18 protein-coding genes, 2 tRNA genes and 1 pseudogene are annotated in these 15,307 nt (G+C 18.5%); 16 read left to right on the top strand and 5 right to left on the bottom strand.

Going from position 1 to position 15,307, the window contains the following annotated elements; all coding sequences use genetic code 11:
* Positions 1-180 precede the first annotated feature (180 nt).
* Entirely contained in the window at positions 181-660 is a 480-nt protein-coding gene (gene greA, locus LDP12_RS01155; protein WP_265226540.1) for a transcription elongation factor GreA, read from the bottom strand.
* A 264-nt stretch (positions 661-924) separates the two neighbouring features.
* Here greA and LDP12_RS01150 point away from each other — a divergent pair, with 264 nt between their 5' ends.
* From LDP12_RS01150 to cgtA, 4 genes are all read left to right on the top strand, one after another.
* A complete protein-coding gene (locus tag LDP12_RS01150; RefSeq protein ID WP_265226539.1) occupies positions 925-1,164 on the top strand; it encodes a BolA/IbaG family iron-sulfur metabolism protein in 240 nt (79 codons plus the stop codon).
* A gap of 170 nt (positions 1,165-1,334) precedes the next feature.
* Positions 1,335-1,655 (top strand): 50S ribosomal protein L21, encoded by a 321-nt coding sequence (rplU, locus tag LDP12_RS01145; protein ID WP_265226538.1) that lies wholly within the window; start codon positions 1,335-1,337, stop codon positions 1,653-1,655.
* A 3-nt stretch (positions 1,656-1,658) separates the two neighbouring features.
* Positions 1,659-1,937 carry a 50S ribosomal protein L27 gene (gene rpmA, locus LDP12_RS01140; protein ID WP_265226537.1) on the top strand — a complete coding sequence of 93 codons (279 nt, stop codon included), beginning with the start codon at positions 1,659-1,661 and terminating at the stop codon, positions 1,935-1,937.
* Between the two features lie 90 nt (positions 1,938-2,027).
* Positions 2,028-3,026: an Obg family GTPase CgtA gene (cgtA, locus tag LDP12_RS01135; protein ID WP_265226536.1), complete on the top strand. Its 999-nt coding sequence runs from the start codon at positions 2,028-2,030 to the stop codon at positions 3,024-3,026.
* Between the two features lie 118 nt (positions 3,027-3,144).
* Here the strand turns inward: cgtA and rpsI are convergent, their stop codons facing one another.
* Both rpsI and rplM read right to left on the bottom strand, forming a co-directional pair.
* Positions 3,145-3,537 carry a 30S ribosomal protein S9 gene (rpsI, locus tag LDP12_RS01130; protein ID WP_265226535.1) on the bottom strand — a complete coding sequence of 131 codons (393 nt, stop codon included), beginning with the start codon at positions 3,535-3,537 and terminating at the stop codon, positions 3,145-3,147.
* 22 nt (positions 3,538-3,559) lie between these two features.
* Complete coding sequence (rplM, locus tag LDP12_RS01125) at positions 3,560-3,988, bottom strand: 50S ribosomal protein L13 (protein ID WP_265226558.1); 429 nt, start codon at positions 3,986-3,988, stop codon at positions 3,560-3,562.
* Positions 3,989-4,243: 255 nt separating this feature from the next.
* Here rplM and LDP12_RS01120 point away from each other — a divergent pair, with 255 nt between their 5' ends.
* From LDP12_RS01120 to rplS, 7 genes and pseudogenes are all read left to right on the top strand, one after another.
* Positions 4,244-4,660 (top strand): chorismate mutase, encoded by a 417-nt coding sequence (locus LDP12_RS01120; protein WP_265226534.1) that lies wholly within the window; start codon positions 4,244-4,246, stop codon positions 4,658-4,660.
* On the top strand, positions 4,618-5,091 hold the full coding sequence (locus tag LDP12_RS01115) for a prephenate dehydratase domain-containing protein (RefSeq protein WP_321160219.1): 474 nt from the start codon (positions 4,618-4,620) through the stop codon (positions 5,089-5,091). Before LDP12_RS01120 ends, LDP12_RS01115 begins: the two co-directional genes overlap by 43 nt.
* 105 nt (positions 5,092-5,196) lie before the next feature.
* Positions 5,197-6,540, top strand: a complete 1,344-nt coding sequence (gene ffh / locus LDP12_RS01110; RefSeq protein WP_265226533.1) for a signal recognition particle protein — start codon at positions 5,197-5,199, stop codon at positions 6,538-6,540.
* A 37-nt stretch (positions 6,541-6,577) separates the two neighbouring features.
* Positions 6,578-6,820: a 30S ribosomal protein S16 gene (gene rpsP, locus LDP12_RS01105; RefSeq protein WP_265226532.1), complete on the top strand. Its 243-nt coding sequence runs from the start codon at positions 6,578-6,580 to the stop codon at positions 6,818-6,820.
* A 3-nt stretch (positions 6,821-6,823) separates the two neighbouring features.
* A complete protein-coding gene (gene rimM / locus LDP12_RS01100; RefSeq protein WP_265226531.1) occupies positions 6,824-7,333 on the top strand; it encodes a ribosome maturation factor RimM in 510 nt (169 codons plus the stop codon).
* Positions 7,334-7,402: 69 nt separating this feature from the next.
* Positions 7,403-8,133 (top strand): annotated as a pseudogene (gene trmD, locus LDP12_RS01095) (tRNA (guanosine(37)-N1)-methyltransferase TrmD).
* Positions 8,130-8,474, top strand: coding sequence for a 50S ribosomal protein L19 (gene rplS, locus LDP12_RS01090; protein WP_265226530.1), 345 nt, complete (start codon positions 8,130-8,132; stop codon positions 8,472-8,474). The pseudogene trmD and the gene rplS overlap by 4 nt, the downstream one beginning before the upstream one ends.
* Positions 8,475-8,578: 104 nt before the next feature.
* Here the strand turns inward: rplS and tldD are convergent, their stop codons facing one another.
* A complete protein-coding gene (gene tldD / locus LDP12_RS01085; RefSeq protein WP_265226529.1) occupies positions 8,579-10,027 on the bottom strand; it encodes a metalloprotease TldD in 1,449 nt (482 codons plus the stop codon).
* Between the two features lie 187 nt (positions 10,028-10,214).
* Between tldD and aroQ the strand changes: the two genes are divergently transcribed.
* Positions 10,215-10,673, top strand: coding sequence for a type II 3-dehydroquinate dehydratase (gene aroQ / locus LDP12_RS01080; protein WP_265226528.1), 459 nt, complete (start codon positions 10,215-10,217; stop codon positions 10,671-10,673).
* A 111-nt stretch (positions 10,674-10,784) separates the two neighbouring features.
* Here the strand turns inward: aroQ and rluD are convergent, their stop codons facing one another.
* Entirely contained in the window at positions 10,785-11,741 is a 957-nt protein-coding gene (gene rluD, locus LDP12_RS01075) for a 23S rRNA pseudouridine(1911/1915/1917) synthase RluD (protein WP_265226527.1), read from the bottom strand.
* Positions 11,742-11,985: 244 nt separating this feature from the next.
* Here rluD and alaS point away from each other — a divergent pair, with 244 nt between their 5' ends.
* From alaS to LDP12_RS01055, 4 genes are all read left to right on the top strand, one after another.
* Positions 11,986-14,631: an alanine--tRNA ligase gene (gene alaS, locus LDP12_RS01070; RefSeq protein WP_265226526.1), complete on the top strand. Its 2,646-nt coding sequence runs from the start codon at positions 11,986-11,988 to the stop codon at positions 14,629-14,631.
* Between the two features lie 99 nt (positions 14,632-14,730).
* Entirely contained in the window at positions 14,731-14,913 is a 183-nt protein-coding gene (gene csrA, locus LDP12_RS01065; RefSeq protein WP_265226525.1) for a carbon storage regulator CsrA, read from the top strand.
* Positions 14,914-15,051: 138 nt separating this feature from the next.
* A tRNA-Ser gene (locus LDP12_RS01060) sits at positions 15,052-15,141 on the top strand.
* Positions 15,142-15,181: 40 nt separating this feature from the next.
* Positions 15,182-15,255: transfer RNA gene (locus LDP12_RS01055), tRNA-Arg, on the top strand.
* Positions 15,256-15,307 lie beyond the last annotated feature (52 nt).

Below are 15,307 nucleotides of genomic sequence, written 5' to 3'. Positions count from 1 at the left end.
TTATTAATTTTAAAATTTAATATAAAAGTTTTAAAAATTATTCAAAAACAACAATTTAAAATTAATAAAATAAATTATAATTAAGATTTTTTCTAATTTAAATTTATATTAACACTTTTTATAAAAAATAATAAAGATCTAATAAAGATTAAATAAAACAATATATGAAAAAATATTTATCTAAATATATTCAATTTTTAACACTTGATATTTTACTTTTCCAGATGGAGTATTTACTTTTAAAAAATCATTTTTCTTTTTTCCTATTAAACTTTTTGCAATAGGAGAATTAATTGAAATCATTTTTTTTTTAAAATTAGACTCATCGTCTCCAACAATTTTATAAGTATAAATATTTTTAGATAAAATATGTAAAACAGTAACTGTAGCACCAAAAAATATTTTTTTAAATTTAGATAAATTTTTTATATCTATAACATGAGCATTTGATAATTTAAATTCAATTTCTCTAATTCTTCCTTCACAAAAACTTTGTTCTTCTTTAGCTGCATGATATTCTGCATTTTCTTTTAAATCTCCATAAGATCTAGCTATAGAAATAGATGAAATAATTTTTGGTCTTTTTTCTTTTTTTAAAAAATTTAGTTCTTTTAATAACTTTTTTTGTCCTTGAATGGTCATTAAAATTTTATTAATCACATTTATACCTTAATATTTATAATGATTTATATTAAAAAATAATAATTATATTGATGTATCATAAATTTAATTTTAAAAAAAAATATAATATATTAATTAATAAATAAATTAAAATTAAATATGAATAAAATAAATTAATCTATAAATAAAAATATAAAATTTTATTTTTAATACATGATATATTAATAAAATTAATTTTATTTAAAAAATATATTATAAATAAACTTTTAGATCTATTATAAATTAAAAAATTTTAAAAAAAAAATGAAAAATAAAATAAAAAAAATTTTAAACAATAAATTAAAATTAAAATACATTAAAATCATTAAAAATAATAATTATTATAAAATATTAGCAGTAGGAGATATATTTTTAAAAATGAATATGGTTGATAGACAAAAAATAATATATTCTCCTTTAATATCTTATATTCAAGAAAATAAAATACATGCAATTTCAATCAAAGCGTATTCTAATAAAGAATGGAGAAAAATTCAAAAATAAATCTAATTAAAATAAAAATATTAAATAAATAAATATTTTTATTAAATATAAATTTTTTTAAAAATAAAAATATTTTATATAAAATATTTAATTTTTAAATTATATAAAAAGTTTTATATATTAAATATTTTTAACTTATAAAAAATAATATAAAAAATTGGAGCATTTTTATGTACGCAGTATTTATAAACGGAGGAAAACAGTATAGAGTTCAAATAGGGCAAATATTAAGACTAGAAAAAATTCACTATGAAATTGGAAAAATAATTAAATTTAATAATATTTTATTAGTTAAAAAAAATAAAAAAATTTTTTTAGGTCAACCTATTTTAAAAAATACTGTTATTAAAGCTTGTATTTATAAACATGGAAAAGAAAAAAAAATCAATATAATAAAATTTAATCGTCGTAAACATTATAAAAGAAAACAAGGACATAGACAAAATTATACTAGTGTAAAAATTATAGATATTAATTTATTTAAGGAATAAAATATGGCACAAAAAAAAGCTGGAGGATCTAGTCGAAATGGACGAGATTCACATTCAAAACGATTAGGAATAAAAAAATTTGGTGGAGAATTTGTAAATTCAGGAGCAATAATAATCAAACAAAGAGGAACAAAATTTCATTCTGGATTAAATACTAAATGTGGAAGAGATCATACAATTTATGCTATAAAATCTGGTATTGTTGAATTTAAAAAAAACGGTTTAAATAAGAAAAAAATAATTAATATTATTGAAACAAAACAAAATAATAAAATATTATAAATAATTTATATTTTTATTATAAAATAATCTTCCTCTCTGAAATACAGAGGAAGCATTATACAAACACTCAATCTTGGAGTAATTTTCATTATGAAATTTATCGATCAAGCTATTATTATATTAAAAGCAGGAAATGGAGGTAATGGTATTATTAGTTTTAAACGTGAAAAAAATAATCCTAAAGGAGGTCCAGATGGAGGAGATGGAGGAGATGGAGGAAGTATATTTTTTCAAGCTAATAAAAATATAAATACATTAATTGATTATACATTTAAAAAATTTATTCAAGCACAAAATGGAGAATCTGGAAAAAATCGTAATAAATCTGGAAAAAAAGGAAAAAATTTAACTCTTTTTGTACCATTAGGAACTAAAATAATAAACTATAATACAAATGAAATAATTAAAGAATTTAAATATCATAAACAATCATTTTTACTTTTACAAGGAGGATGGCACGGATTAGGAAATTATAGATTTAAATCTTCTACTAATCGAACTCCAAAAAAAAAAACTTTAGGAAAAATTGGAGAAACTATAAAAATAAAATTAGAATTATCTTTACTTGCAGATGTCGGTATTATTGGTTTACCAAATGTAGGAAAATCTACTTTTATAAGAAGTATTTCTTCTGCTAAACCTAAAATAGGAAATTATTATTTTACTACTTTAAGACCTTACTTAGGAGTATTTTTTACAAAATCCAAAAAAAGTCTTACATTTGCAGATATTCCAGGAATTATAAAAGGAGCATCAAGAGGAATAGGATTAGGATTAAAATTTTTAAGACATATTGAAAAATGTAAAATTCTTCTTCATATCATAGATCTTTCTATACATAATTATAAATTAATTATAAAAAATATAAACATTGTCAATAAAGAAATTAAACTTTATAAAAAAAAAATATATAAAAAAAAAAAATGGTTAGTTTTTAATAAATCTGATCTAATAAAAAAAGAAGATATTAAATATAAAATAAAGAAAATTTTAAAAAAAATAAATTATGTTGAAAAATATTTCATTATTTCTGCAATAAATAAAAAAGGATTAAATACTTTGTGTAAGAATTTAAGTAAAATAATATAAATTAATCTTGATATAAAAATTAAATTTATATTTTAAATAAAAAAAATCTTATACAAGTTAAAAATTAATTACAAAAAAGTTAAAATATTTAACTTGTATATAATAAATATAAAATAAATTATCTTTTAGAAAATTGAGGTCTACGTCTAGCTTTTCTAAATCCAACTTTTTTTCTTTCTACTTGGCGAGAATCACGAGTAACAAAACCTAATTTTTTTAAAATTTTTAAAAAAGTACTATCAAATTCAATTAAAGCTCGTGTAATTCCTTGTCTAATTGCTCCAGCTTGTCCAGACATTCCTCCACCTTTTACAGTAATATAAAAATTTAATTTATCAATCATTTTTACAGCTTGTAAAGGTTGTTGAATAAGCATACATGAAGTTTTTCTACTAAAATATTTATTTAACTTTAAATTATTAACAATAATATTTCCATTTCCGAGTGTTAAAAAAACACGTGCAGAAGATGATTTTCTTCTACCTGTACCATAATTTCTTACTTTTTCCATTTTAATTTTAATATCCTAAATTTTAAATTTTAAGTAAACGTGGTTTTTGCGCTTTATGATTATGAAAATCTTGAGAATAAACCTTTAATTTTTTAAATATTAATTTTCCTAATGGACCCTTTGGTAACATTCCATATACAGATTTTTTTATAATACTTTCTGAATTATTTAAAAAAATATCTGAAAATTTTTTTTTTCTTAATCCACCTACATGACCAGTATGATGATAATATAATTTGTTTTTAAATTTTTTTCCAGTAACATGAATTTTAGAAGCATTAATAACAATAATATAATCTCCAACATCAACATTAGGGGTATATATACTTTTATGTTTTCCACGAAGATAATGTGCAATTATACTAGATAAACGTCCTAATATTTTTCCAGTAGCATCAATGTAATACCAATTTCTTGTAAAATCTTTTTTAGATGCTGAAAAACTTTTTATATTCATATCTTTTCCTTATAGTATAAAAATTTTTTAAAATATAAAATTTTTTTAAAAAAATCTATAAAAAATATAATCTTGTAAAACTATTGAAATAATAACATTATTTTTTTTTAAATACATTTTTTTATATAAAATGTATTTAAAAAAAAAATAAAAATCTTTATAATAAAAGATAATAAAATTTATTATATAAAATTCAAAATATCTACTTTGTATAAAATCAATTAATACAAAAATAAAATTAGGTTATTTATGAAAAATCAAAAAAATTTATTGAAATTAAGAAAAAAAATTAATTGTATTGATAAATCTCTTTTAAAATTATTATATAAAAGGAATTTAATTTCTAAAAAAATTATTAAAGAAAAAATCAAAAGTAATTATCCAATTCAAGATTCTATTCGAGAAAAAGAAATTTTTAGAAAAATTACTTCTAAAGGAAAAAAATATAATTTAAATGAGAAATATATAAAAAAAATTTTTCAAACAATTATAATAAATTCAGTTAAAATTCAAAAAAAAATTTATCAAAAAAAAAAATCTAAAATTTTAAAAATGTCTTTTTTAGGTCCTAAAGGATCATATTCTTATTTAGCTGCTTCAAAATATGCTAAAAAAAAAACAAAATTTTTTATGAAATTCCATGTAAAACGTTTTCTCAAGTTTTAAAAAAATTAAAAAACAACATTTCAAAATACGCTATTTTACCTATACAAAATAATTCTTCTGGAAAAATTCAAGAAACTAATGAATTATTAAAAAAAAATAAATTTTGTATTAAAGAGAACATTATTATTACAATTGATCATTGTATCATTTCATCAAAAAAATACTCTTTGAAAAAAATAAAATTAATTTATAGTCATATAGAACCTATTAAACAATGTCAATTATTTATAAACAAATTTCCTTTATTAAAAATTAAATATACAAAAAGTTCCTCAGAAGCTGTAAAAAAAATATCAAAAAAAAAAAAAAAATACATTGCTGCAATAGGAAATAAAGAATCTTCTTTACTTTATAACTTATATATTCTTAAAGAAAATATTTCTAATAAAAAAAATAATCAAACGTTATTTTATATATTAAAAAATAAATAATCAAAAATTTTCAAATAATTTTATTAAAAAAAATAACAAATTAACTTTTATAGAAAAATTTATTAAAATAAATAATTTTATTAAAATAATTTTGAGTAAAATAAAATGTTTAAAAATCTAACTAAATGCTTTACAAAAATTATAAAAAACATTTCTCATAGAGGAAGAATTACAGAACAAAATATTAAAGAAACATTAAGAGAAATAAGAATTACATTATTAGAAGCAGATGTTTCTTTTATAGTGATTAAAAAATTTATTAAAAAAATTAAAAAAAAATGTATTGGAGAAGTTATAAATAATTCTTTAACTCCTGGACAAGAATTTGTTAAAATTGTTAAAAAAGAATTAATAAAAATTATTGGAAATAAAAATTCTTCTATAAAATTTTTATCCAAAAAATTATCTGTTTTTTTAGTCATAGGATTACAAGGAGCAGGTAAAACTACAAGTATTGGAAAATTATCTAATTTTTTTCAAAAAAAATTTAAAAAAAAAGTTTTAGTAACATCTACAGATATATATAGACCTGCAGCAATAAAACAATTAAAAATCATATCTTCTAAAATTCAAGTTGATGTATTTAAATCTCATAATTCAGAAACACCAATAGATATTTCAAAAAAAGCTATAGAATATGCTAAAATAAAAAAATACGATATTTTAATAATAGATACTGCGGGAAGATTACATGTTAATAAAAAATTAATGCATGAATTGCAAAGTCTTAATAAATATATTCAACCTACAGAAACAATTTTTGTAATTGATTCAATGATTGGTCAAGATTCTATAAACATAATTAAAAATTTTCAAAAACATATCTTTATTACAAGTATTTTTCTCACTAAATTAGATTCAAATACAAGATGTGGAGTAGCATTATCAATAAAATACTTAACAGAAATTCCAATTAAATTTATTGGAAATGGAGAAAAAATTGATAATATTGAACTTTTTAATGCAAAAAAAATTAGTTCTAAAATTTTAGGAATGGAAAATATTTTATCTGAAATAAAATCTATAAAAAAAAAATTTGGTAAAAAAAATATTAATAAATTAAATACACAAATTAAAAAATATAATTCATTTAATTTAAATGACTTTTTAAAACAAATATATCAAATTAAAAAAATTGGAAGTATAAAATTTTTATTACAAAAATTACCAATTAGTTCTAATATTAAAAATAATATTTTATTTCAAATGAATGATTCTATGATATTAAAAATAGAATCAATAATTAAATCTATGACTATAAAAGAAAGAAATTATCCTAATATTATTAAAATATCTAGAAAAAAAAGAATTGCATTAGGTTCTGGAACAACAATACAAGATGTAAATAAACTTTTAAAACAGTTTAAATCTATAAAAAAAATAATGAAAAAAATAAAAAATATTGGATTTATAAAATTTTTTAATAAAATTAAACAAATGATTTTATAAATATAAAATTTTTATTAAATCTTTTAAGGAACTAAAAATGGTTAAAATAAGATTATCTAGGCATGGATCTAACAAAAAACCTTTTTATCAAATTATTGTTACTGATAGTAGATCAGCAAGAAATGGACGTTTTATTGAAAAAATTGGATTTTTTGATCCAATTTGTAAAAATAAACTACATTCATGTAAAATAAATTTAGAAAAATTAAAATATTGGATAAAAACTGGTGGAAAAACTTCTAAAAGAGTAAAAAAAATTATTCAAAAATATGTTAAATAATAAATGATTAAAAAACATTTAAATCCAATAATTATAGGTAAAATTTGTTCACCTTATGGTATTTTAGGATGGAACAAAATGTTTTCTTTTACTGAAAACAAAAAATCTATTTTTAAATATAGTCCTTTATTTTATTTTAAAAGTAATATTATTAATTCTTTAAAAATTGTTCAATGGAAATCTATAAAAAATTATTTTTTAATAAAAATAAAAAATGTAAATGATAGAAATACAGCTTCTTTGTTTACAAATAAAAAAATATTTATTTATTCCAATCAAATTCAAAAAAAAAATAATGAATATCTTTGGAATGAAATTCTATTATGTAAAATTTTTAATATAAATAAAAATTTTTTAGGAATAGTTGTAAAAATTTTAAGAACATACACAAATGATATCTTAATAGTTAAAAAAAATAATTGTAAAGAAATACTCATTCCTTTTATAAAAAAAAAAATTATTAAAAGAATTCATATTAAAAAAAAAAAAATTATTGTCAATTGGAGAGAATAAAATTTGAAAAAAAATAAAAAAACAAAACAAAGTTTAATAAATTTTAAAATCATTACAATCTTTCCTGAAATGTTTAATTCAATAATAAATTATGGAATTCTATCAAAAGCAATCAAAAAAAAAATTATTAATGTAACTTTATTAAATTTAAGAAATTTTAGTAAAAAAAAAAACAAAAGAATAGATGATAGACCATATGGAGGAGGTCCTGGGATGATTATGAGTTTTTTTCCATTAAAAATGGCAATAATAAAATATATAAAAAAAAAAAATATTATATAATTTATTTATCTCCACAAGGAAAAAAAATTAATCAATATAATTTAAAAAATTTATCTAAAATTAAACATATAATATTAATTTGTGGAAGATATCAAGGTATTGATGAAAGATTTATAAAAAAATTTGTAGATCAAGAATTATCTATTGGAGATTATATATTAACAGGTGGTGAATTAGCAGCAATGGTATTTATAGATGCAATTTGTAGATTTATACCAAATGTAATTAAAAAAAAAAATATTAAACATCAAGATTCATTTTCTAAAACTTTATTAGATTATCCTCATTATACTAGACCAAGAATTATAGATAATATGAAAGTTCCTAATATTCTTTTATCAGGAAATCATAAAAAAATTAAAAAATGGAGATTAAAAAAATCTCTTGAATCTACTTTTTTAAAAAAACCAAAATTATTTAAAAAAAAAAAATTTACTAATGAAGAAAAAAAAATTTTAGAAAAAATACTTGAATTAAAAAACAAAAACATTACTAATTTTGAAAAAATAAAAAAATGAATAATATATTAAATATTATAGAAAAAAAACAAATCAAAAAAAATATACCAAAATTTCGTTCAGGAGATACAATAGAAGTACAAGTTTGGGTAATAGAAGGTTCTAAAAAACGTTTACAATCTTTTGAAGGAATTGTCATTTCTATAAAAAATAGATTTTTACAATCATCTTTTTGTGTTAGAAAAATATCAAACAATGAAGGTGTAGAAAGAGTTTTTCAAACACACTCTAAAAATATCGAAAATATATTTATAAAACGTAAAGGTTTCGTAAGAAAGTCTAAATTATATTATTTACGTAAAAAATTTGGTAAATCTGCAAGAATTAAAGAAAAAATTTAATTTATTTAAACAAAAAAATTTCTTTAAATAAAACAGCAGTCATAACATTAAGTGTGACTGCGTATAAAAATATTTAAAAAATTATAAATTATTAAAATTAAAAATTAATTCGTACCTCCTACAGTTAAAGAATCTATTTTAATAGTTGGTTGTCCTACAGAAACAGGAACATCTTGTCCTTCTTTAGAACATAATCCAGTTCCATTATCCATTTTTAAATCATTTCCTACCATAGATACTTTATTCATAATTTCTATTCCAGAACCAATTAAAGTAACTTCTTTAATAGGAGAAATAATTTTTCCTTTTTGAATTAAATATGCTTCAGATGTAGAAAATACAAATTCTCCAGAAGTAATATCAACTTGTCCACCACTAAAATTAACTGCATATATTCCATAATCTACACTTTCTATAATTTCTGATACAGTGGATTTTCCAGAAAGCATATATGTATTAGTCATACGAGGTAAGGGAAGATATGCATAAGATTCTCTTCGACCATTACCTGTAGAAACTGTTTTCATTAGATGAGAATTAAATTTATCTTGTAAATATTTTTTTAAAATTCCGTTTTTTACTAAAACATTATATTGACCTGGAGTTCCTTCATCATCAATTGATATAGAACCTTTAGAATATTTTTTGGTTCCATCATCTACGATTGTACATAAATTAGAAGCCACTTTTTTATTTATTTTATTACTATATATAGATAAATTTTTACGATTAAAATCTCCTTCTAATCCATGACCAACAGCTTCATGTAATAAAACCCCTGGAAATCCAGAACCTAATATTACAGGAAAAGAACCTGAAGGAGCTTTTTTAGAATTTAAATTTAAAATAGAAATTCTAGCTGCTTCTTTGGTTAAATCTTCTAAATTTGAATAACCATTATTATTTTTTTTTAAAAAATATTGATATGTACTTCTAATACCTCCTCCATTAGTTCCAATTTCACGTTTTCCATGATCTTCAGATAAAATATAAATAGAAAGAGACACTAATGGTCTAATATCTGTAGCTAAAATACCATCTGTAGATGCAACTAATATATTTTCATATGTTCCAGATAAACATGCATTAACTTGAGAAATTCTGGAATCATATCTACGAGCAATTTCATCTACTTGACGTAAAATATTAATTTTTTCTTTATTTGTTAATGAATTTAAAGGATTATCAAATCCATAAAAAGATTTATTTTCATTATAAATAAAATTTTGATTATTTTTATATTCTTGATTTTTTAAAATATTTTGTAATACATTAGTAATTTTTCTTAATCCAATTAAATTTATTTGATTGGTATAAGCAAATCCATTCATTTCATTACAAATTGCTCGTAATCCTACACCTGTATCAACATTATAAGTTCCATTTTTAATAATTTTATTTTCTAGTATCCATGATTCACTTAATTTTGATTGAAAATATATATCAGAATAATCTATTTTTTTTTTAGACAAATCAGATAATACACAAAAAACATCTTCTATGTTAATGTTATTTTTAAATAATATATTATTTATTACTGTATTAAAATTCATATACTCTCACTTTTTAAACAAAAATTATTTAAAATCTTAAAATTTATAAAATAAATTAAAAATTTATTTTATAAATTTTATGTTTTGATATAAAAATTTTATATTTTAAAAATTTATTTTATATTTTGTATCTTAAAATATATATTGTATAATATAGTTTAATTAAATTAATTAAAAGAAATTACATATGAAAAAAAAATTTACTATATTATTAATTAATGGACCAAATTTAAATCTTTTAGGTTCTCGAGAAAATGAAATTTATGGAAATATCTCTTTACCACAATTAATTAATAAACTACAAAAATACTCTAAAAAATATTTTATAAAAATTAATCATATACAGTCTAATGCAGAACATGTTTTAATTGAAGAAATACACCGTTCTAAAAAAAAAGTTGACTATATAATTATTAATGCTGCTGCTTTTACACATACTAGTATTGCTTTAAGAGATGCTTTATTAGCTGTAAAAATTCCATTTATAGAAGTACATATATCTAATATTTATTCTAGAGAAAATTTTCGTTCACATTCATGGATTTCAGATATTTCTAATGGAGTAATTTGTGGATTAGGTATAGACGGTTATAAGTGGGCGTTAAAAACAGCAATTAAAAGATTATATAAAAAAAATAATCAATAAACATTCAATCTAAAAAAAATCTAAAAAATATTATTTTCTAAAAATTAAATATTTTCATCTAAAAGATATAAAATTAAATTTTAATCCTATTTAATAAAAACATTTTTAATATTAAACTTCTACATTTAATTTATAAATTAAATTAATCATATCTTGTGGTAAATTAATTTTAAAATACATTTTTTTATTTGTAATTGGATGAAAAAACTTTAATTTAGAAGCATGTAAAGCTTGTCTAGGAAAACTTTTAATTACACTATATAATTTACTATTATTTAAATCTTTAAAAAAATTTAAATAATATTTATATTTTTTATCTCCAACAATAGGATGTTTAATATATAACATATGAACACGTATTTGATGTGTTCTACCTGTCTCTAATTTAACTTTTAACCATGTACATGTATTAAATTTTTTTTTAATTTTATAATGTGTAATAGCAGTTTTTCCATTTATAGAAACTGTCATATGAGTTCTTTTAAATTTATGTCTTTTAATAGGAGCATTAATCATACCTCCAAATTTTATTTTTCCTAAAACAATAGCATCATATTCTCTATAAATTTTTCTTAATTTAATCATTTTTTTTAAAATAAAATATGTAGAAATAGTTTTTGCAATAATAATTAATCCTGTAGTATCTTTATCTAATCTATGAACTATTCCATTTTGAGGAATTGTTATAATATTTTTATAATAAAATATTAATCCATTCAATAAAGTATTGTGAGAATTTCCGTAACCTGGATGTACTACTAAAGATGAAGGTTTATTTATTATTAATAAAAATGTATCTTCATAAACAATATTTAATTTTATTTTTTGAGGTAAGAAAAACTTCTCTTGTTTAAAGAATATTTTAATATTTAAAATATCTCCTTCCATAATTTTAAAATTAGGAGATGTAATAATAATATTATTTACTAAAACATAATTTTTATTTATACATTTTTTAAAATAATTTCTAGAAAATATAGGAAATAATTTTGGTAACACTTTATCTATTCTGATTCGATTAAATATTTTTTTAGGAACTTTTTTTTCTAACAAAATAAAATTCTTCAAATATATTTGTCCTTTATAAAATTTAAATTTTAAAAAAATAATTTATAATATGTTATTAAATAATTTTAGATATTAATTATAAATTATATACTATTTAATAAATATTAATAAAAAATTTTTCTATATGAAAATATATACAATTAAAAAAAAAATTTTATTAAATAAATAAACATAATAAAATTATTTAATTATAAAAAAAATTCATAAAAAAAATCTTAAAATTACAATAATATTTTGGATATATATGTATAAAACAACAGAACAAATACGTCAAACATTTCTAAATTTTTTTAAAAGTCAAAATCACATAATTTATCCTAGTAGTTCTTTAATTATTGATAACGATCCAACATTGCTGTTTACAAATGCTGGAATGAATCAATTTAAAAATATTTTTTTAGGTTTAAAAACAATAAAAGATAAAAACATTGCAAGTATACAACATTGTTTAAGAACAGGTGGAAAACATAATGATTTAGAAAATGTTGGTTATACACCTAGACATCATACCTTTTTTGAAATGTTAGGAAATTTTAGTTTTGGAAGTTATTTAAAAAAAAAATCTATAATATATGCGTGGAAACTTCTTACTTCAAAAAAATGGTTTAATATTGATCCAAATAAACTTTTAGTAACTATTTATGAAGATGATATAGAATCATATCAAATTTGGAAAAATATTATAAAACTTTCAAATAATCAAATAATTTTTATAAAAAATAAAAATAATATTAAATATACATCAGAAAATTTTTGGAAAATGGAAAAATATGGACCATGTGGACCTTGTACAGAAATTTTTTATGATTATGGAAAAAATATACCTGGAAGTATTCCTGGATCAAAAAAAGATATAGGAAATCGTTTTTTAGAAATATGGAATATTGTTTTTATTCAATATCACAAATTACCAAAGAAAAAATTTATTAAATTAAAATCTCCTTCAGTAGATACAGGAATGGGATTAGAAAGAATTGCGTCTGTCTTACAAAATGTGCAATCAAATTACGATATAGATATTTTTTATAAAATTATACAAGGAATTAAAAAAAAATTTAATTTATCAAATACAAAAAATAATAAATCTTTGCAAGTTATATCTGATCATATTCGTTCTAGTTCATATATTATTGCGAACAACGTATTTCCTTCTAACGAACATAGAGGTTATGTTTTAAGAAAAATTATTAGACGAGCTATTAGACATGGAAGATCTATTGGACTAAAAAAATGTTTTTTTTATAAGATAGTACCTATCTTAATAAAATCTATGAAAAATGCAAATCATCTTTTGATTCGCTATAAAAATAAAATTCAAAAAATATTAAAAATAGAAGAATTACAATTTTCAGAAACTTTAAATAAAGGATTAAAAATTTTAAAAGAAGAAATAAAAAATTTAAAAAATAATGTATTAGATTCTAATATTGTATTTTATTTATATGATACATTAGGATTTCCAATAGATTTAACTAAAGATTTTTGCAAAGAAAAAAATATTCAAATAGATCTTAATAAACTTAATAAAAAAATAAAAAATCAAAAAATAATAAATGTTAAAAAAAAATATAAAAATACAAATAAAATTTCAATGTTTGTAAATAACAAAACAAATTTTATAGGATATAATTTTTATAAAACAAAAACTATTATAAAAAAAATTTATATTAATGATAAATCGGTTAATAAAATTGATAAACAAAGTACAGGTCAAATAATTTTAGAAAGTACTCCTTTTTATGGACAATCCGGTGGACAAATTGGAGATAGTGGAATAATTAAATCAGAAAATGGAATTTTTGAGGTCTATAACACTACAAAAAATGGAAACATTATTATTCATCATGGAAAAATATATTCAGGAACAATAAATAAAAATACTTTAGTTAAAGCTATAATTGATATTAAAAAAAGAAAATTAATTGAAAAAAATCATACTGCTACACATTTATTACATGCTGGATTAAAAAAAGTTTTAGGAAAAAATATTCTACAAAAAGGATCTTTAGTTAACGAAAAAAAAATTAGATTTGATTATACTTATTTTAAAAATTTAAATTTTAAAAAAATAAAAAAAATTGAAAAAACTGTAAATAAATATATTCAAAAAAATATTAAAGTAAAAAATTTTATTACAACTTTTAAAAATGCTAAACAAAAAAAATATATTTTCCTTGAAAATAAAATTTATCAAAATAATGTTAGAATTATTTCAATTAATTCAATTTCAAATGAATTATGCAGTGGCACTCATGTATATAAAACAGGAGAAATTATTCTTTTTAAAATAATTAATGAAAATAGTATATCATTTGGAACTAGAAGAATTGAAGCGGTAACTTATAAAAAAGCTTTTAAAGAAATTTATAAAAAAGAAAAAAAATTAAATATTATAAAAAAACTAATACAACCAAAAAATTCTAATTTAATAAAAAAAATTCAAAATATTTTAAAAATACAACAAAAATTAATAAAAAATAATAAAAATATTGAAGAAAAATTATTAATTTTATCAATGAAAACAATTTCTAAAAAATACATAAAAATTAATAATCATTATATTTTTTTTCATATATTATACAATGAACAACAATCATATATTTTTAAAATTATAGATTATTTACAAAAAAAATTCCAATCAAGTATTATAATACTAATAAACATATCTAAAAAAATTTATTTAAAAATTAAAATTAGTAAAAAATTAAGCAAAATAATTCAAGCGAATACATTAATTTTAAAAATTTTAAAAAAAATATCTGGAAAAGGAGGAGGTAATATATACTTTTCTGAAGGAATTATAAATTCTTCATTATCTATAAAAAAAATAATATCTAAATGTAAAAAATTAGTTCTTTCTAAAATTCAAAATAAAATAAAAAAATTATAAGTTTAGTATAAAAAAAATTATTAAAAATAATATAAAATAATTTTTATATATACATGCTAAAATTATATGGAATTACAAAAAATATTTTAAGGAGAAAAAATGTTAATTTTAACTAGAAGAATCGGAGAAACACTTATTATAGGAGATGAAATCATAGTCACAGTTTTAGGAATTAAAGGAAATCAAGTACGTATTGGAATTAATGCTCCCAAAAAAATTTCTGTACATAGAGAAGAAATATATCAAAGAATTCAAGCTGAAAAAAAAAGTAAAAAAACATAAATTTTTTTTAAAAATACTTAAATAAAATAATTTTATATAAATATTTTTAATTACAAAAGAATATAAAAAATTGACTTTATAAAAGAAAAAAGTATAAAATATAAATATTAAGCTTTAAAAAAATAAAATTTTTATTCAAGTGAGATGGCCGAGTGGTTTAAGGCGCTCCCCTGCTAAGGGAGTATGTATTTAAAAAATTCATCGAGGGTTCAAATCCCTCTCTCACTATTATATAAAAATAATATATAAAATAATATTTTTTATTTATGCATCCGTAGCTCAGTTGGATAGAGCACTCGGCTACGAACCGAGAGGTCGAGGGTTCAAATCCTTCCGGATGTAATAAAATTTTAAAACAAAAATATTATTTTTAATAAAAATTTCATAAATTAAA

The sequence above is a fragment of the Buchnera aphidicola (Chaitophorus viminalis) genome (genome assembly GCF_026122795.1).
GTDB lineage: Bacteria > Pseudomonadota > Gammaproteobacteria > Enterobacterales > Enterobacteriaceae > Buchnera_J > Buchnera_J aphidicola_BK.
The sequence above is the reverse complement of the archived record's forward strand: the minus strand, read 5'-3'. Positions and strand labels throughout refer to the sequence as shown.

What these genes read in the sequence shown, in the direction of transcription:
- tldD (WP_265226529.1), bottom strand. Translation starts at nt 10,027, where the DNA reads ATGAATTTTAATACAGTAATAAATAATATATTATTTAAAAATAACATT.
- aroQ (WP_265226528.1), top strand. Translation starts at nt 10,215, where the DNA reads ATGAAAAAAAAATTTACTATATTATTAATTAATGGACCAAATTTAAAT.
- rplS (WP_265226530.1), top strand. Translation starts at nt 8,130, where the DNA reads ATGAATAATATATTAAATATTATAGAAAAAAAACAAATCAAAAAAAAT.
- LDP12_RS01150 (WP_265226539.1), top strand. Translation starts at nt 925, where the DNA reads ATGAAAAATAAAATAAAAAAAATTTTAAACAATAAATTAAAATTAAAA.
- ffh (WP_265226533.1), top strand. Translation starts at nt 5,197, where the DNA reads ATGTTTAAAAATCTAACTAAATGCTTTACAAAAATTATAAAAAACATT.
- LDP12_RS01120 (WP_265226534.1), top strand. Translation starts at nt 4,244, where the DNA reads ATGAAAAATCAAAAAAATTTATTGAAATTAAGAAAAAAAATTAATTGT.
- cgtA (WP_265226536.1), top strand. Translation starts at nt 2,028, where the DNA reads ATGAAATTTATCGATCAAGCTATTATTATATTAAAAGCAGGAAATGGA.
- csrA (WP_265226525.1), top strand. Translation starts at nt 14,731, where the DNA reads ATGTTAATTTTAACTAGAAGAATCGGAGAAACACTTATTATAGGAGAT.
- rimM (WP_265226531.1), top strand. Translation starts at nt 6,824, where the DNA reads ATGATTAAAAAACATTTAAATCCAATAATTATAGGTAAAATTTGTTCA.
- rpmA (WP_265226537.1), top strand. Translation starts at nt 1,659, where the DNA reads ATGGCACAAAAAAAAGCTGGAGGATCTAGTCGAAATGGACGAGATTCA.
- rpsI (WP_265226535.1), bottom strand. Translation starts at nt 3,537, where the DNA reads ATGGAAAAAGTAAGAAATTATGGTACAGGTAGAAGAAAATCATCTTCT.
- alaS (WP_265226526.1), top strand. Translation starts at nt 11,986, where the DNA reads ATGTATAAAACAACAGAACAAATACGTCAAACATTTCTAAATTTTTTT.
- rplU (WP_265226538.1), top strand. Translation starts at nt 1,335, where the DNA reads ATGTACGCAGTATTTATAAACGGAGGAAAACAGTATAGAGTTCAAATA.
- rpsP (WP_265226532.1), top strand. Translation starts at nt 6,578, where the DNA reads ATGGTTAAAATAAGATTATCTAGGCATGGATCTAACAAAAAACCTTTT.